The following is a 24,319-nucleotide window of genomic DNA, read 5'->3' as shown; positions in this document are numbered from 1 at the left end:
ACATGGTGACGACGCTGCTACGTTACCTGCGAACTCGCCCGTGACGGCAGTGGAGCGAGCGCCGTACAGCCGTACAGACGATCACGATCACCGCTATCCGCAGTGAGGTGGTAAGACGATGACCGGCAAGGCGACCCAGCCGGCGATCCTCGGCCAGCCCTTCCTGGTGAGCCGGCTGACCCAGGCTGCCCGCCTGGTCGGTCCGTTGGTTCTGAAAGGGCTCGGTCCGATGGTGGTCAACGCGCTGCGGCGCGAACCCGAGGCCCATCGCGAGACCGACGCGTCCCGTACGCCAACGGCCTCGGGCTACGTGCTGTTGATCAGCGGCGACGTGGGGGTCGAGCACCTCCAGCGGGCGTGGGACGACGCGGGACCACGGTGGACCGGTGAACGGGTCTGCCAGCTCGACCTGTCGGATTGCCGATTCGGCGACGTGGCCAGCCTGGTCTACCTCATCGCGCGGCTGCTCGAACGAGAGCGTCATGGGCCCCGGCAGACCTCGGTCCGGCTACCCACCGCCACCGAAGCACTGAATTTCCTGTGGCAGTTCAATTTTCACAATGCCCTCACCGAGGCGCTCGACCGGCCGCTCTCGGAAATCCTGACGCCGGACAGCGTGGTCCGTCTCGCGCTGACCAAGAGGTCGGGCCCACCCACCTCGACGGGCACTCGCCCGACCCTGCCCGCGAATCAGTTCCCGGTCGAAGCGCTACTCATCGGGTCGAGCACCCGTCACGTCCAGGCGGTGCAGTACGCACACCGGTGGCTGTCCAGGCACGTCCTGTCCGCGCTCAACCGTGACCTGGCCGGCGCCGGATCGCAGGTGGCCCGTGCGGTCGTGCTCGAAGCGCTCATGGCGGCCTCGACGTCGAGTGGTAGACGGAGGGCGCTCGTCGCCGCGTACTACGGGCTCGGGCCCGCAGCCCGACCGTGTCTGCAGATCGTCATCTGGTGGGACGAGGCGACACGGTCGACGGACCCGCCGGCCGGAGAGCGCGGTGTCCGACCCGTCCCGCCCATCCGACCCGCGATCCCCGTCGATCCCCTCAAGGCTGACGCGACAAAGATGCTGGCGCTGGCGACGGAGCAGCGTGGCGTCACGGCGCCCGATCTCCGCGGCGCACCCCCCTGGCAGCCGTTGGCGTCACCGCCCACGGTCTTCGCCGACGCCGTCACCCAGAGGTTCGCCGGTCGCCTGGACGTCTACCACAGCGTCCTCCGGATGATCCTCGAACCACCCAAGTCACCATCGGGCACGGACGTCACCCCGGCGGTCTCGCGCGTGAACTGGTCCCGGACAACTCGATTTCCTGGCAACCTGCTCGTGGTCACGATTCCCTTCGCCGGGCAGCCTGGTTCCGGCCGAACAGAAGACGCCGAGCGAGCAGAGCCATGGTTCGGACATGACCGGCGGTAGCTTCGGCCTGGCCCGCTTCGGCCTCGGCTCGGGCGAGGAACCGAGCGAGATCCACCTCAGGTTCTACCACCGGGTCGCCGAACTGGTGCTGGGCGGCACCGTCGTACACACGGTGGGTCTCAGTGAATTCCGAACGGTGGAGACCGGCACCGTGCTCGAAATCGACGCGGCCATCTACCAACCCCTCTTCCAGTCGCTCAAGGAGATCCCACCGGACGTGGATCTCGGCATACTCGACCTCTCGGTGATTACCAAGAAGGTCAACAGCGAACTGTTCCTGCGCCCCGGGACCATGCACCACATCGGCTCGGCGATCGTCACTGCGATCGAGTCCGGGGGATGGACCCGGCGACAGCTGGTGATCCTCCTACCGCCGGAGCCGGCCAGGTCGGAGAAGCTGCGCCAAGCGCTCGACCCCTACATGGGCGAGAGCAGGATCGTGATCCTCAGCGACGACGGCGACTCGTCGTGGTCGGGAATCGACCCGAGCGACTACCGGGGCGCGCTGGCCGGCGTGACCACTCGGCCGATCGACGGCCTCGATGCAAAACTCATCACCCGCCTGGGCTGGTTCCGGCCACACGAGAACAACGGCGACACCTGGGTGCTCCGGCACTACTTCGACGCGCAGAAAGCCAATGACGAGCTCGGCGAGTTGCTCGACGCGTATGTCGGGGCGCGCCGGCCCGACCTGGTCGCCTACCACGAGTCCGCCTCCGACTGGCTCGCCGCCCCGTTACAGGGATGCTGCATCAGGGCCGACTCGCTGCCGATGCTCTCCGTGGCGGATTGGACCGATCCGGAGCGGGATGTGTGGAGCTACCGGGGGCGGTCCGTGCTGCTCGTCGTGCCGCTGATGCACCGCGGAGTCTCCCTGCTGAACAAGATAGCCGCGATCGAGGACCGCCTCGCTCCACGCGAGCTACGGATACTGGCTGTCCTCTCTGCGGAGGGGAGCAAGCGGATGTTTGGCAGTCGACGGATCGGAAACCGCGCGGGCCGCATGTACGAGGTCGACTACTTCCTCTCCGTACAGCAGGTCTCCGAGGCGGCCTCTGCCTGCCGATTCGGTGTCTTCGGCGAGACCCGACAGTATGCGGAGCTGACCGACTCGCTGACCACGGGTGAGTTCTGGGAGTTGGTCCGGCTCTGCGGCAGCAAGCCAGAGGAAAACGTCCCGGACCGCCGCAAAGGCTACAACGTGGTGCCCGACCTGCCCGCGATGCTCGATCGGTACGGCAACTGGCTGACCGACAAACTGTGGCGGTCGATCCAGCGGCAGACCGCGACCGTGGGACAGGACCTGGTCCTCGTCTGTCCGGACGGCGAACGGGGTTCGCGGAAGGTCTCGCAGCGGCTGTCGCTCTGGAGCGGGGCACGGGTCATACGCATTCCTCGCGACGTGATCGAATTGGTGGCGAACGGGACGCCGCCGGAGCAGGTATGCGACCGGGCGCTTCCGTGGTGTCGGGAACTCGCCTCGGTCGCCCGACGGGAAGTTGTGCTGACAGACGAGTTTGTCGGTGACGGCGAGACCATGAGGGCGATGGAGCGAATCGTCGTGGCGATGAACCTGTCGGTGACCACCGTCTGCGCGCTCGTCGATTTCGCGCCGGACGACGTGCAGAGCCGCCACTCGCTCTATTCCTGGCGTCCGCAGGAGGAGAGTCTGCGGGTGCCGAAACCTCGGCTAGCGGTGGAGGGCATGTCCGGAGCAGGTCGGCCATGAGTCGCAAGCCCTCCGAGAAGGACGTACTGGCGCTACTCGCACTGATGCGGGACGAGCATGACAACGACGTACTCTCGATCATGCTGGACGACCTCGTCTGGTCGGTGGCGAAGCTCGACCACCGCTTCCGTGCCCGGGTTCTTGTGCACGCCGCCGCGACGGTGGGTACCCGGCGGATGACCCCGACGCTCGCACGGGAGGTCTTCCAGCAGCTCGACGACTGGCCGGTGGAACGGGGATCGGTCGACTTCGCGGTGGTCACCGTGAAGGACACCGAGTTCGACGCGGCGAAGGTCGCCTTCGGCATCGACCTGTTGAGTGACTCGGACCACAGCTGGCGTGGTGCTTCGTTCTACGAGGTCACGCTGGAACGCCCCGGCAAGCGCGCACTCAAGGGAGTCGTCACCACCTGTGGGGAGGGCGGCAATCAGCAGATGGCCGCCTTCCTGCACACCGTGCTGTCGGTCTACACCGTGCGGCTGTGCTGCCTGGTCGGGATGGCGGCCGGGCAGGAGAAGGAGGTCGACCTCGGCGATGTGGTGTTCGCCGAGCGGGTCACCGACTACGGGCTGAAGATCACCACCACGGACGGCGACCAGCGCGAGTTGCCACAGTTCACGCCGGACCCCGCGATCCGGCGCGAGATGAGTTCGTTCCATCCGGAGCGACTCGGCTGGCACGACGATCTGGCCCAGCAGATCGCCAAGGCCGTCGAACGGGTGCCCATGCTGCGCATGCCACAGTCGTTCATCCCATCGGAGTACCGTCCCCGCTTTTTCCGCAAGACCATTCTGGCCGCCGACGAGCTGATCGAGGACGGTTCCATCCGGGTGCGGGCCAGTACCGCCGGCCCCGCCCGCCGAACCGGCGCCTTGGAGATGGAGGGGACGGGATTCGCCCGGGCCAACCAGGAGGCGAAAGTGCCGTGGCTGGTCGTACGCGGGATCGCTGACTTCGGCCACTCCGACCGGTCAAAGGACTGGCAGCTTGTCAGCACCGTGGCGGCGGCCAGCGCCCTGCGGTTGTGGTTGAGATCGTGCAAGTTCCTGGCCGATGACGCCTCGTGAGGACCAGCGGACGGAAAGGGCTCTGGCCCCGGGCTGAGCCGGGGCCAGAGCCTCGATCGGGGTGGCGACGACCGTCGTCAGCAGGTGGCGTTCAGACCGGCCCAGTTAGCCCGGTCGTTGTAACCGCCGTCGCCGCCGTCACCGACCAGCAGGTCGAGCACCCGGACACCGGCCAGGTCGACGTCCACCTGACGGATGTCGTCGCGGGTCAGCACGCCGCTGTCGAACAGGACCCGGCCGTCGCCGACCACCTGGAAGGTCGAGGTCGCGCCCTCGGGTCCGACGTTGCGGACCGCGTCGTCGAGGCCGACGGTCGCGGTCAGCCGGGTGCACCGGTCGCCCAGGTAGTAGCGGACGGTGGAGGGTGACGCGACGCCGAGACCGGTCGGGTAGACCTGGCCGATCATGCTGATCGGTGACCAGCCGCCGACGCTGAGGTCGACCGTCGGGCTCATCCAGCCGCTGGTGGCGCTGATCCAGTCGTGGTGCGACAGCACGACCGCGCCGGTTGGTGGAGCCGGGGCGACCACCACCGAAGCGGCGGTCGTCTGCCGCAGCCGCCCGTGCCCGATCACGTCGTACGACGTGGTCGCGGTCAGCGTGACGGCGCCGGGGGCGGCGGTGGTCGGCAGGGCGAGGGTGAAGGCCAGGGTGGTGGCGGCGCCGGGAAGCAGCACCTTCGGTGCCCCGCCGAGTGGACGCACCGTCCAGCCGGCCGGCGCCGCGAGGGCGACCTGCGGCGTGAAAACCGGCAGCAGGCCGTCGTTGCGTACGCCGACCTCGACCCGCGCGGTGTCGCCACCGCCGAGCACGGGTGCCGTACCGTCCGGGGTCGCGGTGTCGCCGACCTTGGTGACCTGCGGCAGACCGGCGGTCACGTGCGGCACACCCGGCAGGCCACGCGCCGGGCCGACCCGGAACAGTGCCGCCCCGTGGGCCGGAACGGCTGCGCTGATGGTGCCGGCGCTCTCGGTGACCTGGTTGGTCCAGGCGTTCCGTACGGTGAAGCGCGCCCCGGACAGGCCGACCGACGACACCTTCGTGGTCAGGGTCTTCGAGCTCTCGCCCCGGTTGAGCAGTACGACGGCCCGGTCACCGTCGGCCAGCCGCTTCACCCAGGTCTCGGTGGTGCCGGCCGGGCCGACCCGGACCGCCTGCACGCCCGCGCGGTCCTGGTTGATCGCCAGCACCTCGGGGTCGCTGAGAATGTCGACCGAGGTCTGGCTGAGTTTGCGGATGTCGCTGCCGATCACCAGTGGCGCGGCGGCCACCGACCAGAGCGTCATCTGGGTACGGAACTCGTCGTCGGTCATCCCGAGCCCGGGTGCCAGGTAGTCCGGGTCGTTGAAGTGGCCCGGACCGGCGGCCTCGGGGTGGCGCGCGTTCGCGTCGTAGTTGCGCAGCACGTCCTTGAACTTGATGTCACCGACAAAACCGACGTCGGTGTAGGTCCGCCAGGACTGCGCGATCGCCGGGGCGTAGCTCCAGGAGTACGTCGACTGCTGCTCCTCCGGGTAGTTGCCCCAGTCCGGCGAGGTCACCGGGTTGCACAGGTTGAAAATGATCGGCCGCTTGCTGGCGTTGTTCCGCAGCGCGTGCGCGAACTCGGTGTAGACGGTCTTCGGGTCCAGGTTCGCGGCGATGCCGCAGAGGAAGTCGACCTTCACCGCGTCGAACTTCCAGGTGGCGAACTGGTCGGCGTCGCGCTGGTAGTAGCCGCCGCCGCTGCCGAGCCCACACTTGCCGGGGATGTACGGGCCGGCGTCGGTGTAGATGCCGGCCTTCAGGCCCTTGGCGTGGATGTAGTCCACCAGTGGCGCCAGCCCGTTCGGGAACCGGGTCCGGTCGGCCTGGAGGTCACCGGCCGCCGTACGCGGCTCCGGGTCCTGCCAGCCGCCGTCCAGCCAGACGATGTCGTAGCCGGCCTTGGCCAGGCCACGGGAGACGATCGCGTCGGCGACCCCGCGTACGGACTCCTCGGAGAAGTCGCCGCCGAGGCCGAAGTAGGTGTTCCAGCCCTGGTACGGCGTGGGGCTGAGCACCGGTCGGGGTGCGGGCCCGGTCCCGGTCGAGGTGTCCGCTGCCGCACCCGCGTGGGCGGGCGAGGGTACGACCAGCAGACCGGCCACGAGGGCGGTCAGAGCGGTGAACACGTGTCGTTTCACATTGGATTCCTTTGCTGGAAGGGCGGACACCAGGAGGGGCTGTGGCAGGTCGGCCAACGGCTGCACGTCATGCCCGCACTCCTGGGTCGTTTCCAAGATCCTGCAATCCGTTACGAGCACGTGTCAATAATATTTCATAAATTATGAGCTAGAGAGATCGAACAACCCGCTCCCCGCACCGGTCCACGCCGCCGCTCCTGCTGCGGTGGCGGCGTACCGTACTCGGACGTGCGGTCGGCGACCCGGTGACGGGACGTGGCCGGGGCCGTACGGATGGCGATTGTCCACGGAAGGGATCGGGCACGTGCGACTTCACGTGGGCTGCGCGATGTGGAGCCTCAAGTCCTGGCAGGGGCGCTTCCTGCCGCACCCGCTGCCGTCCCAGGAGCGCCTGCGGCACTACGCGAGCTGGTGCGACGCCGTCGAGGGGAACACCACGTTCTACGCGACGCCGACCCGGGAGACCGTCGCCTCGTGGGCGCGGCAGACCGATCCCGACTTCCGCTTCGTGATCAAGCTGCCGAAGGTTGTCACGCACGAACGCCGCCTGACCGATGTCGACGAGCCGCTGCGCGTCTTCCTGGACGCGATCGAGCCGCTCGGTCCGCGTACCCATGCCCTCTGGATCCAGCTGCCGGGATCGTTCGGACCCACCGACGTCCCCACCCTCGCCCGCTTCCTGCGCCAACTCCCGACCTCCCACCGGTACGCCGTGGAGGTCCGCCATCCCGCGTTCTTCGACGACCCCCACGCGGCCGAACTGCTCGAAGCGGCGCTCACCCCGGTGTCCGCCGAATGGATACCCTTCGACACCACCGCGTTCTTCCGCACCCCGCCGACCAGCGACGCGGAACGGGACGCCTGGACCAAGAAGCCGCGCATGCCACTCCGGTCGCGCGCGCTGACCGACCGGCCGATCGTGCGCTATCTCGGCCGCGACGACCAGGCGCGGACGGTCGAGGGTTGGCAACACTGGGTCGGGGTGACCGCCGGCTGGCTGCGCGAGGGCCGCTCACCGACCGTCTTCGTGCACACGCCGGACAACGCCGACGCGCCCATGCTCGCCCGCCGCTTCCACGACGAGGTACGGGCACGCGTCCCCGAACTCGAAACGCTGCCCGAGCCGATCCCGGCCGAACCCCTGACCCTCTTCTGACCGCTCGACGTTCACGAGCGCCAAGGGCAGCACGCGGTCAAAGGTAGACGTTAGGGTCGGCTGATGCGACGGGGCTGGGCGAGTGTGACAGGCACGGTGGTCTCCGCGAGCGCGGCGGCTTTCTGGGCGTACGCGCTGGCGGTCCTGCAACCGTCGACCGAGCCGGCCCCGCCCGTCGAGTGGGCCGAGAACAACACCTACTGGTCGCGTGACCTGAGGTTCGTCGCGCTGATCGTGGTCGTACTCGGACTGGTCCTGATCGCCCGCGGCGACCGGGTACGGTCCCGACTGGCCATCGCCATCGCCATCGGCGCCGGCTGGCTCGTCGCCGACGTGGCGCTCGACCGCGTCGGTGTCGCCGGCCTTCCGACGGCCGTACTGCTCGGACTGGTCGGGGGCGGGGTTGTGCTCGCCTTTGCCTGGGCGCTCCGGCGTGACGAGCCAGGCGGTGTGGGCGACGATGGTCGACGCCCGCTGATCGCCGCCGCCGCGATCGGTGCGACGCTTCTGCCGGTCACCGCCGGTATCGAATCACCCACCGACACCGAGGCGACGCTCACCCCGTCGACGCTGGTGGTGGCCGCGCTGCTGCTCGCCGTGGCCGTCGGGTGCGCCGCAGCGGCGGCACCTCCACCGCTCGCCCGGCGCCGGTGGGCGCTCGTGGTGCTGGTCTGCCTCGGCGGCGCGGCAGCCGTTGCCCTGCGTCTGATCCAACCGGGCGAACGGTCACTGGTCGGAGTGCTGGTGTGCGGGTTGCTCGTCGCCGGGGTCGCGCTGATGAGCTGGGACTGGCCCGGAGGCCGTCCCAGTCCGGCCCGGCACGCGCTCGTCGGTCTCGGGGCGCTCGTCGGTTACCCGGTACTGACGGTGTTCACGCTGGTCCTGACCGCCTTCGTGCTGCCCGTCGGCAGGGCGATGACGGCGCTCGCCGGCAACCCGCCGGTGAACGCAGCCGACACCGACGCGCTCTACAGCCTGTGCGGGCTGGTCACCGGTGTGGTGCTCGGTGCCGTACTTGCCCGGATCGCCGACGAACCGTTCCTCACCCCGCCGGCAAAGCCGTCCCGGAGCTCACCGCCGACGTACACGCGGCACAGAGCAGAAACGGTCGTTCGGCCTCGACAGCACTTCACGCAGGTTCAGGCGGGTCACCGATGGGACTCGGAAAGGGACCTGCCCGACGGTCCAGCGTGATCGGGGGACGCAGTCCGGGCATAGGCCCGCCAGCGCCACAGATAGCGGGACAGCTGCCGAAGAGCGACTGGCCGGGGCCACTCCCCGGCGCGGAACCACGCTTCGGCGCCGCCGTCGACGACGACGACGCTGCCACTCATGAACGCCGCCGATGGCGAAAGCATCATCATCACCCAGTCGGCGAGGTGGCCGGGCTCGCCGAGTTCCCCGATCGGGTTGGGAAATGACCGGAACGCCTTGGCCGCCCGTGGGTCTACCAGCTCTTCGTCGAGCAGCGGAGTCTTCACCGGTCCTGGAGCGATCACGTTGAGCCTGATCCCAGCGCCGGCCCATGCCGGAGTCACCGCCGCCCGCCGCGCCCAGTCGGTCACCGCAAGCTTCGACGCCGCATAAGCGAAGTTGGGGGCGGCCCGCCCGAATACCCGCACCCTCCGCACCGCTCGTTCGATCTTGCCCGCACGAATGGCCCGGACCACCGCCCGGGGCACATGGGGCATGACGGTGGGCGAGTTGCTTCCGAATACCACGGCTCTGGAGTCACCGCCCGCAGCGAGTGCCGGCCGCAGGGCGGTCAGCAGTTCGACCGTACCTAGGTAGTTTGTCTGCATGATCCTAAATGCACGGTCGGGACCGGGCAGGGGCCCGATACCGGCGGCGAAAACAGCACCGTGGAGTGCACCACCTGACCGCTCGAGTATTGCGGCGGCCGCTGCCGAACGGCCTTCCGGTGTCGCAAGGTCGACGTTGATTTGAGCGTCGCGCAGATCCACGTCGATCACCGAGTGTCCGGCGGTGCTCAGCCGCTCGGTCACCGCGGAGCCCATCCCCGATGCCGAACCCGTCACTGCGTAGGTGCCCATGTGAATCCTTGTCCTCAAGAATTTATCGGTCACTGTGGGGAGGGTGCCGCCGCCACGACGATGACGTTTTTGACGATGGTTGTGCTGACGACTCGGGCAACCGCTTCGGCTTCGCAGTTACCTTTCCCGCGTTGCCTGGATCGGGGCGATCATGGTCGAGGTCCAGGGGATTTCGGGGTGGACTGAGGCGGAGTCCCGCCGTCCGGGAGCAGGTCAGGCAGAGGCGGGGCGAGCGGGCCGAGGCCGCCTGCCGGGCCATCGGGCTGTCCGCAACCAGCACGATCTCCGGGTGACGGTGATGTGGTCTTGGCTGTGCCTCGCGTTCGACTTCCCTAGCCGGCAGTCGCGGCTCGGGAAGTCGAACGCGAACGGCGTTGTCAGCTCCCGAGCTGTCGCTGCACTGCCTGGGCGTCGATCAGGTAGTTCATCTCGTAGAAGCGCCCGTCGCGGACCTTGTGGAAGGAGTACTCGGCAAACTCCAAGGTGGCGCCGGTGGGGGCCACGCCGAGCCACTCCTTCGTGTGCGTGCCCTTGTTGAACAGACGGGCTGCCACGCGGTCACCGTCGATGGCGATGTCCTGGACCCGCCAGGTGAAGTCCGGCACCGCATCGCCGTGCGCCTTCAGCTCCGCGATGATGTCGTCCCGCGTGACCGGCTTGCCGTTCTCGACGAGCTCGTCGTGAACGAACTCGGTCATGCGGTCGAAGTCATGGGCGTTGAGTGCGTCGATGTAGCGCTCGAAGACCTCGCGCACTTCAGACTCAGACATGTTGGCCTCTCTTTCCTGGGTTGGTGTTGTGTACTGGGAAGGTGACGACGTGCGAGGCCCTTCCGCGGCCACCCCGGCACATCGCCCGCCTGAACGACCTGACGCCCGCCTCCGGCGATCGTCACGACGAATCGAACATGGCCCCCCTCGACCGCTGAACCACGCCTCACCCCGATCCGCTGAGACGAATCACTTCCCCGGCTCGGCCGCGCAGGCGACGTCGCGGTGCGGGCGCTGCCCGGTGGTCAGGAAGGCTGTCACCGTGTCGTTCGCGCAGGTGTTCCGGGCGAAGAGCCCGTAGGCGCCGTGGCCGCCCTGGTCGGCCGTGACCATCCGCGCCCGGTCACCGAACGCCTTCCGAAGCTCCCAGGCGCCGGTCAGCGGGGTTCCGGGGTCGCGCAGGTTCTGGACCATGAGAACGTTCGACGGCCCCCGGTCACCGATCCGGACCGGGCGCTCGATCGGCGCCGGCCAGAAGGCGCACGGCCCGATTTTTGCCGCAGCCGCACCGATCAACGGGTACTTCATCCGGTAGAGCGCGACGTCACGCTGGTAGCCCCGGACCGACCGAGGCCAGTTCGAGTCACCGCAGAGCACGTGGAGACGGCTGGACAACGAGTTGTCCGGGTTGCCGGGCGGCGGCGCGGGCGGCACCGGCCGGCCGGTGTCGAGCGCCTGCCAGATCGTGGCCAGCGTGGTGAAGCCCACGTCGGTGTAGAGCAGGTCGAACGTGGTCCCACGGAACAGCGAGCCGTCGATGTTCTGCACCGGCGTCTGCTCCAGCCGCGCGGCGAGTTCGAAGTACTTCGCACGCACCTGCTCCGGAGTGACGCCCAGCCCGTACTGCGGGTTGGCCGCGGCGAACTTCGCGAAGTCCGGGAACCGTTGCTCCATACCGAGGGCCAGCCGCTGGAAGGCCGTGTGGTCGTAACCGCCCGGGCCCAGGTTGCTGTCGAGCACGATCCGATCGCTGCGCTTCGGGAACAACGTCGTGTAGACGGCGCCGAGGTAGGTGCCGTACGAGGCGCCGAGGTAGGAGATCGCCGGCTCGCCCAGCGCCTCCCGGATCCGGTCCATGTCCCGGGCGGTGTTCGCGGTGGTGATGTACGGCAGCATCCCGGCCGTCTCCGACGCCGCGCACTGCCGGGCGATCGTCCTCGCGATCCGGGCGTCCGTCAGCACGTCGGCCGGGTTGCCCGGGTACGGCAGGTTGAGCCGTGCGATCTGCTCCGGCGTGTAGTCACAGGTCACCGGCGCGCTGTGGCCCACACCGCGGGGATCGAACCCGATCACGTCGTACCGATCGCGGACGCTCTGGTGCAGCGGCTCGGGGAACACGGGGTTCACGAGAAGGCCCGGGTAACTCAGGCCCCCGCCGCCGGGGCCGCCGGGATTGGTCAGCAGCACGCCACGGCGCTGCGACGGGTCCTTGCTCGGCAGGCGGGAGACGGCGATGTCGATCTGCCGCCCCGCCGGCCTCCGGTAGTCCAGCGGGACCCGGACCGTCGTGCACTCCAGGTCGGGCGAGGCGACGTCCGCCGGACACGCCTCCCACCGCAGCGCGCTTGACGTTCCCGCCTCCGACACCCCGCCTAGCGAGCCGAATGTGACCCCGGAGACGGCGATGACGAGAACACCAGACAATATTTTTCGCATTTTCCCTCCGTCCCGATCGTTCCAGTGGAAACCATGTGGCCGGGACACGGTCAAGTACCGTCGCCCGCCAGGTCTCAGCCCAGCGACCGGAGCACCACCGGGTCGGTTCGCCCAACAGGTACGGGGTGACCGTCTCGGCAACTGGTCGGGTCATGGGGAGCCATCGTTGTCGATTCGGACCGGTCGCGGACGACGGACGTTCGAAAGACGTGAATATCAGACTGTCTCGGCGAGGCGAGGTTGAACCGGTGCGGCCTTTCCTGCGTCGACTCGGTGAAGCACGGCGATCTCCCGGTCACCACACCAGTATCCGGCGGCCAGAGACGACAACCAGTGACACCACGTCACATCCGGTGGTGACATGGTGCCACTGACGGGTCGGCCGCGCCCGCGCTGTCCTAGGTACATGTCCACCACACCGGTCATCGAAGTCGAACGGCTGAACCTCACCTACGGCGACTTCCACGCCGTGAAGGACCTCTCCTTCGAGGTACGGCCCGGAGAGCTCTACGCACTGCTGGGTACCAACGGAGCCGGGAAGACCTCGACCCTGGAGGTTGTCGAGGGACACCGGAGGCCGACCTCGGGCACGGTACGCGTCTTCGGGCACAGCCCCGTCGACCGGCGAGCGGTACGTCCTCGGACGGGTGTCATGCTCCAGGAGAGCGGGTTCTCCCCGGACCTCACCGTCCGTGAGTCCGTCGGTCTGGTCGGCCGGCTCACCCGGCGCACCGACGACGTCGACCGGGTGCTCGACCTGGTCGACCTCACCGGTCGAGCCAGCCGCAAGGTGTCGCACCTGTCCGGCGGGGAGAAGCGGCGGCTGGACTTCGCCACCGCGGTCTACGGCACCCCAGAGCTGATCTTTTTGGACGAGCCGACCACCGGCCTCGACATTCAGTCACGCGACGCCGTCTGGGCGACTGTGGACCGGCTGCGGGAGAACGGCGCGACCATCGTGCTCACCACGCACTACCTGGAGGAGGCGCAACAGCGCGCGGACCGGATCGGGCTGATGCACGAGGGCGCCTTCCACCGGGAGGGCACCGTCTCCGAGCTGACCCGCACCCTGCCGGCGGTCATCCGCTTCTCCCTCTCGGCGTCGGCGCCGATGCTGCCGGTGCGGGCCACCGTCGACGCGGACGGGAAGGTCATGGTCGAGACCTTCGAGCTGCAGAAGGACCTGCACCTCCTGCTCGGCTGGGCGCAGGACCACGCCGTGGAGCTGCGGGACCTGGCGGCTGGGCCGACCCGGCTCGACGACGTCTTCCGCGCCATCAACAGTTGATTCGTTCTTCCGAGAGGAGCATCACCGTGATTCCCATCGCGTCCAGCGAACTGATCCAGATTTTCCGCAACCGGCTGGTGCTGATCACCAGCCTCATCATCCCGGCCGCGGTCTGTGTGTTCTTCGTCCGTCAGCACGAGACCTACGCCGCCATCGGGAGCCTCGGCTACATCGCCGCGATCGTAGTGTTCACCGTGGCCGCGTTTGGGCTCTACGCCACGGCCGTCACCACCCTGGCGTCACGGCGGCAGAATCTCTTCCTCAAGCGGCTGCGCTCCACCGCCGAAGGCGACGCCGGCATCCTCGCCGGCCTGCTGTTGCCCGTACTCGTCCTCGCCGTGGTGCAGGTGACCGCGATCCTGACCGCCCTGGCCGTGGTCGCCGGTGAACCGGCCAACGTCGCCCTGCTGGTCGTGGCGGTCCTCGCGACCCTGGCCATGATGATCGGCCTGGCCCTGGCCACGGCCGGATTGACGAACTCCCCCGAACACGCCCAGGTCACCACCCTGCCCGTCACCCTCGGTGTGATCGCCATGGCTAGCTGGGTGGGCATCTCCGGCACCGAGAACCTCGCCTGGCTCAAGCGGCTGCTGCCCGGCGGCGCGGCCACCGAACTGACCATGAACGCCTGGAACGGCGGCGTCGCCGTGACCGACTCCCTGCTCCTGCTCGCGCCCACGCTCGGCTGGGTCGTCATCGCCGTCGCCCTCGCCACCCGACTCTTCCGCTGGGAGCCCCGCCGATGACCACCGAACCCCGGTCGGACGTCCCGACCCTCGTGGAAGATCTCCTGCTGCTTCTGTTCCAACCCAGGTCCGGGACCATCGCGGGTGAGAACATCCTCTTCTACGTCCTCGGTGGAGCGGTCCTCGCGGACCTCGCCCTCGGCGATTACCTGACCACGGCGGCCCGGGGGCGGGTCAGGAGCGTGGCGGGTCACCCACCGTCGGACGGCCTCCTCCGCCCGGCGTGGGACTACCTCGCCGAGAAACCGAGGGGGGTACAGACGGCACTGGCGGCGATCGGTCCCGCCCTGCGTAAACCGGTGTTGGAGCGGCTCATCGCGCGAGGCGACATCGACCAGCGGCCCCGTAGGGTGCTCGGCCTGTTCCGGACGACGGCCCTGCGGGACGGCAGGACCGAACGACGGGCCCGCCTGCTCGGCGACGTTCGGCAGGTCCTCGTGGACGGCGCGGAGCCGCAAGCCCGTGTCGCCGCGCTCGCGGCGCTGCTCTCGGCGAGCGGGACGCTCCCGCAGTTCGACCGCGAGATCCCGTGGACGTCGGCGGTGATCGCGCGGGCCAAGGAACTCGAGCGCGGCGACTGGGGTGCCGACGCCGCGGCGGCAGCCGTGACCCGCACCGTGACGGCCACGGTCGTCAACAGCGCCATCGTGGCCATCACCGTGCTTCCTCGAAGCTAGGGCGTGGGTGAGCCCTCGTCGAGCGGTTCCGGGCGGGGAGGAAGGACACCGGCAGCGGGTACAGCTCCCCCGCCGTACCTCGAAAGAGAGATCCCTCACCGCGTGAAAGTCGCCGTGCGTGAGGTCCAGGCGTTCGACTTCGATGCCTGGTGTGACGGATACGCCGCCACGACAGTGCGGGCGCAGCCGACCCGTCAGTGGCGCGGCGTCACGACCGCAGGTGACGTGGTGTCACTGGTCGTGGCCGGTGGAAGCCGGATACTGGGATGGTGACCGCAAGATCGCCGCGCTACACCGAGTCGACGCAGGGACGGCTGCGCCGGCTCAACCTCGCGGTCTCACTGCCGCCGCTCATGATCGCTGCGGCAGTCCTCCTGTTCCTCGACGCGCATGCCTGGTGGCACGTCATCGTCCTGGCTCCGGGGGTCGTGGCCGGCCTGGTGGCCTTCGAACGGTGGACGGCCAACGACCTCGCCCGGGTCGTGCTACCCGGCCTGATCGTGGCGGGAGCCGTCTGGCCGCTGGGGGTGCTGCTGACCGGCAGCCCGAACGCGTACTGGGGCTTCTGCGCCGTTGGTTCCCTCGCCCTGCGCGAGGTGCGGCGGCGGCGGGGCCTGGCGGTGGCCGGGCTGTTCTCCTACGTCGCCGTCGTCGGCGCGGCGCGCCTGCTGGTGGAGCGGGACGACGTACGCCAGGTCCTGGTCGACTACGTCCTCATCCCGACTGCCCTCACCGTCCTGGTGACGGTCATGACAATCGTGGGCGAGCGGTTCTACGACCTCATCCGGGAACTCGAACAGACCCGGGAGCGCGAGGCGGAGCTGGCCGTCGTCCGGGAACGCGTCCGGTTCGCCAGTGACCTGCACGACATCCAGGGCCACACCCTGCACGTGGTGAAGCTCAAGATCGCGCTGGCGCAGAAACTGCTGCTCCGCGACACCGAACGGGCGGAAAAGGAACTACGCGAGACGTACGCCCTGGTCAGCGACACCATCGCGCAGACCAAGGAACTCGCCTACGCCCAACGGCGGCTGAATCTCTCGGCGGAGATCGAGAACGCCAAGAACCTGTTCGAGGCCGCCGGCATCCGGGTGCGGCTGACCCGTGAGGCCGAGGTCGACACCCGGGCCGGCGAACTGCTCGGCCAGGTACTGCGCGAGACGACCACCAATGTCCTCCGCCACTCACAGGCAACCCAGGTGCAGATCACGCTCTCCGAGGCGGGTATCACGATCGTCAACGACGGGGTGACGGGCACCTCACCTCCCGACCTCAGGGGGCTCTCGGCTCTGCGACAACGAGTGTCCGGCGACGGAGGTGAGCTGACCGTGGAACAGCACGAGGGGCGGTTCCGGACGGCCGCGATGTTCCCGTCCGCTCGTTCCGGCACCACCGCGGCTGCCCGGGAGCAGGACCGATGACGACCATCGTGCTCGCCGACGACGAGGTGTTGCTCCGCACGGCCCTGGCCGCACTACTGCCGCTGGAGGGCGACATCACCGTCCTCGCCGAGGCACAAGACGGACAAACAGCCGTCGAAGCCACCCTGCGACACCGACCCGACGTGCTCGTCATCGACCTGGAGATGCCGGGCGTGGACGGCCTCGACGCGGTCGCGCGGATCCGCCGCGCGCGCCCGGAACAGGTCGTCCTCATGCTCACCCGGCACGCACGACCGGGCGTGCTGCGAAAGGCGTTAAAACTCGGCGTCCAGGGCTTCGTCAGCAAGTCCTCCGAGCCGGCCCACATCACCTCGGTCATCGCCACCCTGCACACCGGCAGGCGCTGGATCGATCCGGAGGTCTCCGCGCTGGCCGTCATCGACGACTGCCCCCTGACCGACCGCGAACTCGATGTCCTGCGAGAGACCGGCTCCGGTTACTCGGTCGCCGACATCGCCCGCCGGCTCCACCTCGCGCAGGGCACCGTGCGCAACTACCTCTCCAACGCCATGCAGAAGACCCAGACCCACACCCGCCACGAGGCGGCACGCTACGCCCGCGAGCACGACTGGCTGTGAGCGACGGTCCGGACGGCCCCCGCCATCTGGCACTGGCACTGGCACTGCTGAGCGAGGGCACTGACTGGGCGGGATGGATGGAGTAGGTAGTTACCGAAAGGTTCCCGAGTCTCGGAAAGGTGCCTTCTTCCCCTACATCTGACGATCTCTTACGGTTATCCAGTAACCAAAGGAGAGCGAACGAGGAGGTCCTTGTCATGGCGGTCACCCTGGTCAATCCGAACGGCCTGCCCCAGGTCGACGTCTACCACCAGGTGTCGGTGGCGACAGGTTCGAAGCTGATCCACCTCGCCGGACAGGTCGCCTGGGACGCGGACGGGAAGACGATCGGCGAGGGCGATCTCAGCGCCCAGGTCGAGCAGAGCTATCTCAACGTCGCCACCGCGTTGGCCGGTGTCGGGGCGTCCTTCGCCGATCTGGTGAAGCTGACCGTGTACGTCGTCGACTGGACACCGGACCGGATGCCAGAACTCCTGGACGGAATCGCCCGGGCATCCGCCAAACTGGGTATCACCCCGGCGGCGCCGGTCTCCCTGTTCGGCATCGTGGCGCTGCACGTTCCCGAGCACCTGGTGGAGGTCGAGGCGACGGCCATCCTCGACTAAGGAGAACGACTACACGTCACCGAAGCTGCGGCGTGAGTCCTCGATGTGGCTCAGGTACCGCTGGGTCCAGCCGCACATGCCGTCGACGACCCCGCGCAAGCCCTCACCAGCCTCCGTGAGGGTGTATTCGACGCGGGGTGGGATGGTGGGATACACGGTCCGCTCAATCAGGCCGTTGCGCTCCAGCATCCGCAGGTTCTGGGTGAGCATCTTGTGACTGATACCGCCGACCTCCCGGCGCAGCTCGGTGAAGCGCATGGTGCGCTGTCCGAGAAACTCGATGATCAGAAACGCCCACTTGTTGGCCACGTCCGAGAAGATCTCCCGCGCGAGTGAGTCGGCCCGCGCCAGGTCGGCATCCGGCGACAGCGCACTGATCTCCTGTCTGGTCCCCATCCAGCCACTTTCTATCAGTTCCTGAGTAGCCGCAAGAGAGTGCGGCCGGGGCTGGAGTCCACCGCGAGTTGCCGTACGGACGGACTCAGATGGAGCAGGTGGGCATGGTGGCCGGCAGCTTGAGGTCGATGAGGTAGTCCGCGGCGATGGTGTCGACGCACTTGTTCTTCCCGGACGAGACGATGGTGTGTCCCTGCCCTTCGACGGTCAGCAGGGCGCTGCCACCAGGGCGACACTCGCGAAACCCAGTCGCCGTACGGGCCGGCGCCCCCTGCCGAGGCGGGACGTCATGCTCGTCCTTCTGCTCACGTCACGGACTCCTTCGAACGCTCGCGCTAAGTGGACTGTCTGGTCTGCACCGGGTCCACGCCGCTCTCCATGCCACCAGCCGCCGCAGCCACCCGACAGTGACGCCGTGTCACGCCGATGCGTGACGTGCCGTCACTGCTCTCGGCACCGGGCCGTGCGAAGAATGAGCTGGTGGGCTTCCCCCTGAGACGTGGACGCCGCTCGACCTCGGCCGAGTGGCCGGCGTCGACCTGTCACAGCACCTCGGGGGCAAGCGCTCCGTCCGGCCCCAGTTCGACGCCCACCGAATTCATCCGGGCTGGCGCCGGCCGATTCGAACCCCGGGCTGAGCGGGCGGCCTGAGCCGGGCTGGTTGCTGGCTCTGTTGTGTCCGGTTGCGTGTCCGGGGGCCGTGTTGGCGCAGGACAAGCATTCCCCGGCTCACCGGCAGGGCCAAACACGATCCGCAGGGTTTGATCATTGTTTGCGCAGGTCAGACCAGTGATGGGGGCTCGAAAACACGGGACTGGAGGGGTCCCGTCCGAGCCCCGCTCGCGAACCAAGGGCCATAGCTAATTAGCTATGGCCCTTGGTTATTGCTGGTGCGCCGCCAGGGACTCGAACCCCGAACCCGCGGATTAAGAGTCCGCTGCTCTGCCAGTTGAGCTAGCGGCGCTCTCTGACAACGGATGAAACCCTAGCACGCACCCGCGAGCCGACTCCAATCAGATACCCGTGGCCGCCCGGACGGGCAGGACCGCCCGGCGGAAACGGGCAGCGGCGACGGCAAACGGGGCGAAACTTCGCAAGCGCGCTGCCGGGGCACCGAAGTCTGGTACGGATGGTGCACGATGTGCCGCAGGATGCGGATGAACGGGGTTGTCGGCAATGGCTAAGGGGACTCGGGCGTGGGCGACGATCGCCGCCCTGATCGTGGTTGCGCCAATGGCGCTGGGGGGCTGCGGCGCTGGTGGTGACGGACCGGAGTTCGTCAGTGCGACAGGCCAGGCGACCGCCAGTCCAACCCCACCCGCCGAGCCGCTGGCGCTCGCGATCGCCCCGGCGGCGGGCGCGGAGAAGCAGCCGGTGAGCACGGAGATCGGCACCACGGTGAGCGGCGGGACGATCACCGAGGTCGCGGTGACCAGTGGCGGCGCCAAGGTTCCCGGCAGTCTCCGGGAGGACGGCACCTCCTGGGTGCCGGACGCCCCGCTGAAGTACGCGAAGAAGTACGACGCGACGGTGACCGCCACCGGCCCGTCCGGCCAGGTCGAGACGAAGACGACCTCGTTCACCACGATGGCGAAGCCGCGTGGCCAGATCGGGTCCGGGCTGTACCTCTTCGACGACAAGGTCTACGGCGTGGCGATGCCGGTGGTGGTCGAGTTCAGCCCCGGCATCCCGCAGAAGGACCGGGCGGCGGTGCAGAAACGGATGTTCGTCCGTACCGACCCGCCACAGCCGGGCGCGTGGCACTGGGTGGCGAACGGCACGCAGGCGTACTACCGGGCGCCGGAGTTCTGGCAACCGGAGACCAAGCTGACCGTACGCATCGCCCTGGAGGGCATCCCACTGAGCAACGGCAAGTACGGCAACGTCGACCGTAAGGCCAGCACCAGGATCGGCAGCCGGTTCGAGATGAAGATTGACAACGAGAACAAGCAGATGACGGTCTTCGAGAACGAGAAGCTCGTCCGGACCATGCCGGTCAGCCTGGGCAAGAAGGCCACGCCGTCGTCCAGCGGGACGATGGTGGTGATGGAGAAGAAGGAGTCCACGGTCTTCGACACCATGGACGATCCGAACCCCGCGAACCGCTACGTCACCGACATCGACTTCGCGCAGCGTCTCACCTGGGGTGGCGAGTACATCCACGCCGCCCCGTGGTCGGTGGAGCAGCAGGGGCGCAGCAACGTCTCACACGGCTGCGTCAACCTTTCCACCCCGAACGCGCGCTGGCTGTTCGAGAAGACCAAGGTCGGCGACCCGGTCACGGTGAAGGGCACCGAGCGCCGGCTCGAGAGCGGCAACGGCTGGACCGCCTGGGACATGACCTGGGAAGAGTTCATCAAGGGCAGCGCGCTGCCGGTGTCGGCGACGACGGCCGGCGCACCGGCCAGCCCGACCGCCGGTGGTACGCCCAGCTCCTGATTTCGGTAACCATTTCGGCGTACGTTTCACGGCAATTTCACAAGTGGCGGACGAACCACTGGACGCCGGTTGTCGACCGGGTCGGACCACCCGTCCGAACAGGCGAGATCGGCGTGGACAAATCAGCCACTATACCGACAACTCAACATCAAAATCTGCGTTTCTCGCCACGTGGTGAAACCAAAATTTGCCGGTCAGCGTCTTTGCGAGAGGATGGGTCGTGGGGATGAGGACTGTGAGGGGACAATGCGCGCGAGTCGAGACGAGCTGATGGGGCAGACCACGAAGCGGCGCCGGGCAACCGTACGCACGCTCGTGGCGGCCGCGCTGACCGGAGTGCTCGCGCTCGCCGGCTGCAGCAGCGGCAGCGGCGGGGACGCACCGGCCTGGCAGGGAGGCAAGGCTCCCGATGGTCCCAAGGCCAGCGCCACGGTGACCAGCCCGGCGGCCGACGCGAAGGACGTACCGGCGTCGACCGAGGTCGCCTTCACCAGCAAGGACGCCACCGAGACGAAGTTCGAACTCAAGGACAGCGCCGGCAAGGCCGTCGAGGGCAAGGTCAACGCCGAGGGTACGAGTTTCCTGCCGAACGGCGCCCTGGAGTACGGCGCGACGTACACCGCGACCGTGACGGCGACCGGCGACGACGGCAAGCCGGCCACGGCCACCAGCAACTTCACCACCATGGCCAAGCCGGCCAACCAGATCCGGGTGACCAGCTTCCTCGGCGACGGCTCGGTGGTCGGCGTCGGCATGCCGGCGATCGTGCAGTTCTCCCGGGCCATCCCCGAGGACTACCGGGACGACATCCAGCGCCGGATGACCGTGACGACCACCCCGCCCCAGGAGGGCGCCTGGCGCTGGACCAGCCCGACCGAGGTGCACTACCGGCCGAAGACGTACTGGAAGGCCGGTACCGAGCTGGACTACAAGATCCAGGCGGGCGGTCTGCCGCTCGGCAACGGCTGGTACGGCCGCGCCGACCTCACCATCGACGCCAAGATCGGTTCGGCGGTGGTGATGACGGTCGACAACAAGACCAAGCAGATGACCGTCACCAAGGACGGCAAGACGCTCAAGACCTTCCCGATCAGCCTCGGCAAGCCGAGCACCCCCTCGTCCAGCGGGACGATGATCGTGATGGAGAAGCTGCGCAAGACCGTCTTCGACACCATGGACGACCCGAACCCGGACAACCGCTACCGCACCGACATCGAGTACGCCCAGCGGCTCACCTGGGGCGGCGAGTTCATCCACGCCGCGCCGTGGTCGGTCGCGCAGCAGGGGCATACGAACGTGTCGCACGGCTGCGTGAACATGTCGCAGGAGAACGCGGCCTGGCTCTTCGGCGTCACCAGCATCGGCGACCCGGTCACCGTCAAGGGGACCGAGGTCAAGCTCAAGAACGGTAACGGTTGGACCGACTGGAGCCTGAGCTGGGAGGAGTACGTCAAGGGCAGCGCGATCCCGTACGAGCCGCCAAGCTCGAACGACTCGCCCGCCGCCGACCCGAGCGCCACGCCCACCGCCTGAGTCGTCCCGTGCAGGGCCGGACCGCGATCTTCGGTCCGGCCCTGCACGTTTCGCGGGACGGGTGGGTTTCACGGGGCGGGTGGACGGAAGGGCTCGGAAACGACACAAGCCCCCTCCGAAGAGGGGGCTTGACCGTGGGGTGACTGATGGGAATTGAACCCACGACACCCGGGACCACAACCCGGTGCTCTGCCTACTGAGCTACAGCCACCATGTCGACCAGCCCGGATCTTGCACACCCGGGCGGGGCGCCGACCAATAATAGCCACACCCGCCCATGCCGCGTCGAGCGGGTTACCAACCGGGCGGCACGCCCACGGATCAGAGCTCGGCGGCGATCGCCTTTGCCGTCTCCACGTCCGGGCCGGGCAGCGGGACGAAGACCGTACGCCGGTAGTACTCCAGCTCGCGGATGCTCTCCCGGATGTCGGCCAGCGCCCGGTGGGCCAGCCCCTTCTGGGGCTGCCCGAAGTAGACCCGGGGGTACCAGCGCCGGCACAGCTCCTTGATCGACGACACGTCGATCATGCGGTAGTGCAGGTGTGCGTCGAGTCGGGGCATGTCCCGGGCCAGGAAACCCCGGTCGGTCGCGATCGAGTTGCCGCAGAGCGGGGCGGTACGCGGATCCTTGACCAGGCTGGTCACGTACTCCATGATCCGGTCCTCGGCCTCGGCGAGGCTCACCGCGGAGCGGCGCACCTCCTCGGTCAGACCGGAGCGTTCATGCATGACCCGTACTATCTCCGGCATCCCCGCCAGCGCCTGCTCGTCGGCGTGGATCACCACGTCGACACCCTCACCCAGCACGTTGAGGTCCGGATCGGTGACCAGAGCAGCGACCTCGATCAGCGCATCCTTGCCGAGATCGAGGCCGGTCATCTCACAGTCGATCCAGACAAGAAGATCAGCCACCGACACAGACTACGCGCAGCCCACCAGCCCGCGCCTCAACGCGGCAGCCATAACCGACCGCTAGGGTTTTCCCGTGCCAGCCGATCACGACGTACCACCCGCCGCCGCCACCGACGATCCGGGCGGTAAAACCGTTCGTAGGCTCGTCGTGACGGTGGTCCTCGCCGCCGTGGTCCCGGTCGTCTACTTCCTCGGCACACCGCACAACTTCTTCGACCTGAAGATCTACATGAGGGCGATGCGGTGGTGGGCGGACGGTGAGCCGCTCTACAACTACGTCCAGCCGGACCGGGTCCAGGGCGAGCTGTACTTCACCTACCCCCCGTTCACCGCCCTGCTCCTGCGTCCCTTCGCCGACCTGCGACTCGGCGCGACGGTCGCCACCTTCACGATCCTCACCTCGCTCGCGATCGTGGTGACCACCTGGTGGCTGGTCACGCCGATCGCCGACCGGCGAGGTATCCCCCGCTGGTTCGCCGCCGGGCTCGCCATCCCGCTGGTCTTCGCGGCGGAGAGCACCCGGGAGACGATCACGTTCGGCCAGATCAACATGCTGCTGGTGGTGCTGATCCTGGCCGACCTGCTGTACGCCGTACCCCGGAACTCCCGGTGGGCCGGCGTCGGCATCGGGCTGGCGACGGCGCTCAAGCTCTATCCGGGCATCTTCATCGTCTACCTGCTGACCGCCCGGCGCTGGCGGGAGGCGGCCGTGGCCAGCGCGAGCGCCGCCGTGGCGACGCTGCTCGCCGCCGCGATCGCACCGTCCGACTCGTGGCGGTTCTGGACCCACGAACTCTGGACGACCAACCGGGTCGGCCGCACCGACTACACCGGCAACCAGTCCCTTTTCGGCCTGCTGAGCCGCCTGACCGTGCCGGACAAGCCGAACCAGGTGCTCTGGCTGGCGCTGGTCGTCCTGGTCGGCGGCTACGGTCTCTGGCGGGCAAGCCGGGCCGCGCGCGGCGGCGACGGGCTGGCCGGGCTGGCCCTGACCGGGCTGGTCGGCTCACTGGTGAGCCCGATCACCTGGACCCACCACGTGTACTGGTTCATCCCCGCCGTCGTGGTGCTGGTCGACGCGGGCCTGGCACCGGCGCACAGTTGGGAGCCGCGCGGGTTCGGCCGGCGTCACCGCCGCGCGCTGCTCGTACTCGCCGTCGTGGTCTACGCCAGCGTCGCGTACGGGGTGGTCTCCTTCCACGACTGGGGCGTCGCGCCCGAACCGACCGACTCACCGGTCGAGTTCGTGCTGCGCAACATGTACGTGCTGCTGGCCGTACTGCTGCTGGTGGTACTGCCCACCCGGCGGTACGTGACCCGTCCGGCGCCGACGGTCAGCCCGCCGCGCAGCGGTGTGCCGGCTACCCGCTGACTGTCCGGTATCGCCAAAACTTGCGCCAATTGGACAGATCTCCCCTTACTCGTCCTGTTGGGGCTAACCTAGAGGCAACACCTCAAACGTCCTTCAGTTACACCGATCCCCCGGTGAGAGCGGCCCTTCGTGTCGGCAGCACGAAGGGCCGCTCGCCGCCTCCGGGCACTTCCGGCACATTTGACGGCCTGCCATCCTTGAGGGCATTGATCATGACGTTGTCGCACGCCCTGAAGATCAACTCTGCGGATAGCTTCATGATCGACACCCCTGGGGCGGAGCGCGGGCCGGGGGCGGTGCGCTGATTACCCCCGCCG

General features: G+C 68.3%; 21 protein-coding genes and 2 tRNA genes. 14 read left to right on the top strand and 9 right to left on the bottom strand.

Annotation, left to right across the window (positions count from 1 at the left end):
- The first annotated feature begins 118 nt into the window (after positions 1-118).
- From ACI2K4_RS06680 to ACI2K4_RS06670, 3 genes are read left to right on the top strand one after another with little or no spacing between them, the layout of a single operon-like run.
- The gene (locus ACI2K4_RS06680) at positions 119-1,417 is read left to right on the top strand and encodes a hypothetical protein (RefSeq protein ID WP_404509351.1); all 1,299 of its coding nucleotides are present in this window, start codon (positions 119-121) and stop codon (positions 1,415-1,417) included.
- Positions 1,404-3,146, top strand: a complete 1,743-nt coding sequence (locus tag ACI2K4_RS06675) for a phosphoribosyltransferase (RefSeq protein WP_404509349.1) — start codon at positions 1,404-1,406, stop codon at positions 3,144-3,146. Before ACI2K4_RS06680 ends, ACI2K4_RS06675 begins: the two co-directional genes overlap by 14 nt.
- Positions 3,143-4,213, top strand: a complete 1,071-nt coding sequence (locus tag ACI2K4_RS06670) for a hypothetical protein (RefSeq protein ID WP_404509347.1) — start codon at positions 3,143-3,145, stop codon at positions 4,211-4,213. Before ACI2K4_RS06675 ends, ACI2K4_RS06670 begins: the two co-directional genes overlap by 4 nt.
- A gap of 77 nt (positions 4,214-4,290) precedes the next feature.
- Here the strand turns inward: ACI2K4_RS06670 and ACI2K4_RS06665 are convergent, their stop codons facing one another.
- Entirely contained in the window at positions 4,291-6,378 is a 2,088-nt protein-coding gene (locus ACI2K4_RS06665) for an NPCBM/NEW2 domain-containing protein (RefSeq protein ID WP_404509345.1), read from the bottom strand.
- A gap of 328 nt (positions 6,379-6,706) precedes the next feature.
- Between ACI2K4_RS06665 and ACI2K4_RS06660 the strand changes: the two genes are divergently transcribed.
- Positions 6,707-7,534 (top strand): DUF72 domain-containing protein, encoded by an 828-nt coding sequence (locus tag ACI2K4_RS06660; RefSeq protein ID WP_404510281.1) that lies wholly within the window; start codon positions 6,707-6,709, stop codon positions 7,532-7,534.
- Between the two features lie 63 nt (positions 7,535-7,597).
- Positions 7,598-8,728, top strand: a complete 1,131-nt coding sequence (locus ACI2K4_RS06655) for a hypothetical protein (RefSeq protein ID WP_404509343.1) — start codon at positions 7,598-7,600, stop codon at positions 8,726-8,728.
- Here ACI2K4_RS06655 and ACI2K4_RS06650 read toward each other — a convergent pair.
- The 3 genes from ACI2K4_RS06650 to ACI2K4_RS06640 all read right to left on the bottom strand — a co-directional run bounded on the left by ACI2K4_RS06650 (position 8,683) and on the right by ACI2K4_RS06640 (position 12,014).
- Positions 8,683-9,621: an SDR family oxidoreductase gene (locus ACI2K4_RS06650; RefSeq protein WP_404509342.1), complete on the bottom strand. Its 939-nt coding sequence runs from the start codon at positions 9,619-9,621 to the stop codon at positions 8,683-8,685. The two genes, ACI2K4_RS06655 and ACI2K4_RS06650, sit on opposite strands and share 46 nt — an antisense overlap.
- A 344-nt stretch (positions 9,622-9,965) precedes the next feature.
- A complete protein-coding gene (locus ACI2K4_RS06645) occupies positions 9,966-10,358 on the bottom strand; it encodes an ester cyclase (RefSeq protein ID WP_404509341.1) in 393 nt (130 codons plus the stop codon).
- 189 nt (positions 10,359-10,547) lie between these two features.
- Positions 10,548-12,014 carry an alpha/beta hydrolase gene (locus ACI2K4_RS06640; RefSeq protein WP_404509340.1) on the bottom strand — a complete coding sequence of 489 codons (1,467 nt, stop codon included), beginning with the start codon at positions 12,012-12,014 and terminating at the stop codon, positions 10,548-10,550.
- A 406-nt stretch (positions 12,015-12,420) separates the two neighbouring features.
- On the opposite strand from ACI2K4_RS06640, the gene ACI2K4_RS06635 reads away from it, so the two are divergent.
- From ACI2K4_RS06635 to ACI2K4_RS06610, 6 genes are all read left to right on the top strand, one after another.
- Positions 12,421-13,302, top strand: coding sequence for an ABC transporter ATP-binding protein (locus tag ACI2K4_RS06635; protein ID WP_404509339.1), 882 nt, complete (start codon positions 12,421-12,423; stop codon positions 13,300-13,302).
- 26 nt (positions 13,303-13,328) lie between these two features.
- Entirely contained in the window at positions 13,329-14,048 is a 720-nt protein-coding gene (locus ACI2K4_RS06630) for an ABC transporter permease (protein WP_404509337.1), read from the top strand.
- Positions 14,045-14,725, top strand: coding sequence for a GPP34 family phosphoprotein (locus ACI2K4_RS06625; RefSeq protein ID WP_404509335.1), 681 nt, complete (start codon positions 14,045-14,047; stop codon positions 14,723-14,725). Before ACI2K4_RS06630 ends, ACI2K4_RS06625 begins: the two co-directional genes overlap by 4 nt.
- Positions 14,726-14,991: 266 nt before the next feature.
- The gene (locus ACI2K4_RS06620) at positions 14,992-16,146 is read left to right on the top strand and encodes a histidine kinase (protein WP_404509334.1); all 1,155 of its coding nucleotides are present in this window, start codon (positions 14,992-14,994) and stop codon (positions 16,144-16,146) included.
- Positions 16,143-16,745, top strand: coding sequence for a response regulator (locus ACI2K4_RS06615; protein WP_404509332.1), 603 nt, complete (start codon positions 16,143-16,145; stop codon positions 16,743-16,745). The genes ACI2K4_RS06620 and ACI2K4_RS06615 overlap by 4 nt, the downstream gene beginning before the upstream one ends.
- A 197-nt stretch (positions 16,746-16,942) precedes the next feature.
- Positions 16,943-17,350: a RidA family protein gene (locus ACI2K4_RS06610; protein ID WP_404509331.1), complete on the top strand. Its 408-nt coding sequence runs from the start codon at positions 16,943-16,945 to the stop codon at positions 17,348-17,350.
- A gap of 9 nt (positions 17,351-17,359) precedes the next feature.
- On the opposite strand, the gene ACI2K4_RS06605 is transcribed toward ACI2K4_RS06610, so the two are convergent.
- The 3 genes from ACI2K4_RS06605 to ACI2K4_RS06595 form a co-directional block, all read right to left on the bottom strand.
- Positions 17,360-17,746: a winged helix-turn-helix transcriptional regulator gene (locus ACI2K4_RS06605; protein ID WP_404509330.1), complete on the bottom strand. Its 387-nt coding sequence runs from the start codon at positions 17,744-17,746 to the stop codon at positions 17,360-17,362.
- A gap of 85 nt (positions 17,747-17,831) precedes the next feature.
- On the bottom strand, positions 17,832-17,960 hold the full coding sequence (locus ACI2K4_RS06600) for an alpha/beta hydrolase (protein ID WP_404510280.1): 129 nt from the start codon (positions 17,958-17,960) through the stop codon (positions 17,832-17,834).
- A 674-nt stretch (positions 17,961-18,634) separates the two neighbouring features.
- Positions 18,635-18,710 (bottom strand) — tRNA-Lys (locus ACI2K4_RS06595).
- 212 nt (positions 18,711-18,922) lie between these two features.
- On the opposite strand from ACI2K4_RS06595, the gene ACI2K4_RS06590 reads away from it, so the two are divergent.
- Together ACI2K4_RS06590 and ACI2K4_RS06585 are read left to right on the top strand one after the other, a co-directional pair.
- Positions 18,923-20,185, top strand: a complete 1,263-nt coding sequence (locus tag ACI2K4_RS06590; RefSeq protein WP_404509329.1) for an Ig-like domain-containing protein — start codon at positions 18,923-18,925, stop codon at positions 20,183-20,185.
- 246 nt (positions 20,186-20,431) lie between these two features.
- Positions 20,432-21,718, top strand: a complete 1,287-nt coding sequence (locus ACI2K4_RS06585) for an Ig-like domain-containing protein (protein WP_404509328.1) — start codon at positions 20,432-20,434, stop codon at positions 21,716-21,718.
- Positions 21,719-21,853: 135 nt separating this feature from the next.
- Here ACI2K4_RS06585 and ACI2K4_RS06580 read toward each other — a convergent pair.
- Together ACI2K4_RS06580 and orn are read right to left on the bottom strand one after the other, a co-directional pair.
- Positions 21,854-21,929 (bottom strand) — tRNA-His (locus ACI2K4_RS06580).
- Between the two features lie 110 nt (positions 21,930-22,039).
- The gene (orn, locus tag ACI2K4_RS06575) at positions 22,040-22,636 is read right to left on the bottom strand and encodes an oligoribonuclease (RefSeq protein ID WP_404509327.1); all 597 of its coding nucleotides are present in this window, start codon (positions 22,634-22,636) and stop codon (positions 22,040-22,042) included.
- 67 nt (positions 22,637-22,703) lie between these two features.
- Between orn and ACI2K4_RS06570 the strand changes: the two genes are divergently transcribed.
- Entirely contained in the window at positions 22,704-24,002 is a 1,299-nt protein-coding gene (locus ACI2K4_RS06570) for a glycosyltransferase family 87 protein (protein ID WP_404509325.1), read from the top strand.
- Positions 24,003-24,319 lie beyond the last annotated feature (317 nt).

The organism is Micromonospora sp. NPDC050397, assembly GCF_044901685.1.
Lineage (GTDB): Bacteria > Actinomycetota > Actinomycetes > Mycobacteriales > Micromonosporaceae > Micromonospora_G.
Note: the sequence above shows the minus strand (reverse complement) of the source record. Positions and strands in the feature narration are given on the sequence as shown.

Excerpts from the sequence above, each read along its gene's own strand:
- ACI2K4_RS06645 (WP_404509341.1), bottom strand. The coding sequence starts at position 10,358 with ATGTCTGAGTCTGAAGTGCGCGAGGTCTTCGAGCGCTACATCGACGCA.
- ACI2K4_RS06590 (WP_404509329.1), top strand. The coding sequence starts at position 18,923 with ATGGCTAAGGGGACTCGGGCGTGGGCGACGATCGCCGCCCTGATCGTG.
- ACI2K4_RS06635 (WP_404509339.1), top strand. The coding sequence starts at position 12,421 with ATGTCCACCACACCGGTCATCGAAGTCGAACGGCTGAACCTCACCTAC.
- ACI2K4_RS06640 (WP_404509340.1), bottom strand. The coding sequence starts at position 12,014 with ATGCGAAAAATATTGTCTGGTGTTCTCGTCATCGCCGTCTCCGGGGTC.
- ACI2K4_RS06670 (WP_404509347.1), top strand. The coding sequence starts at position 3,143 with ATGAGTCGCAAGCCCTCCGAGAAGGACGTACTGGCGCTACTCGCACTG.
- ACI2K4_RS06610 (WP_404509331.1), top strand. The coding sequence starts at position 16,943 with ATGGCGGTCACCCTGGTCAATCCGAACGGCCTGCCCCAGGTCGACGTC.
- ACI2K4_RS06655 (WP_404509343.1), top strand. The coding sequence starts at position 7,598 with ATGCGACGGGGCTGGGCGAGTGTGACAGGCACGGTGGTCTCCGCGAGC.
- ACI2K4_RS06680 (WP_404509351.1), top strand. The coding sequence starts at position 119 with ATGACCGGCAAGGCGACCCAGCCGGCGATCCTCGGCCAGCCCTTCCTG.
- ACI2K4_RS06660 (WP_404510281.1), top strand. The coding sequence starts at position 6,707 with ATGTGGAGCCTCAAGTCCTGGCAGGGGCGCTTCCTGCCGCACCCGCTG.
- ACI2K4_RS06675 (WP_404509349.1), top strand. The coding sequence starts at position 1,404 with ATGACCGGCGGTAGCTTCGGCCTGGCCCGCTTCGGCCTCGGCTCGGGC.
- ACI2K4_RS06620 (WP_404509334.1), top strand. The coding sequence starts at position 14,992 with ATGGTGACCGCAAGATCGCCGCGCTACACCGAGTCGACGCAGGGACGG.
- ACI2K4_RS06625 (WP_404509335.1), top strand. The coding sequence starts at position 14,045 with ATGACCACCGAACCCCGGTCGGACGTCCCGACCCTCGTGGAAGATCTC.
- ACI2K4_RS06615 (WP_404509332.1), top strand. The coding sequence starts at position 16,143 with ATGACGACCATCGTGCTCGCCGACGACGAGGTGTTGCTCCGCACGGCC.
- ACI2K4_RS06605 (WP_404509330.1), bottom strand. The coding sequence starts at position 17,746 with ATGGGGACCAGACAGGAGATCAGTGCGCTGTCGCCGGATGCCGACCTG.
- ACI2K4_RS06585 (WP_404509328.1), top strand. The coding sequence starts at position 20,432 with ATGCGCGCGAGTCGAGACGAGCTGATGGGGCAGACCACGAAGCGGCGC.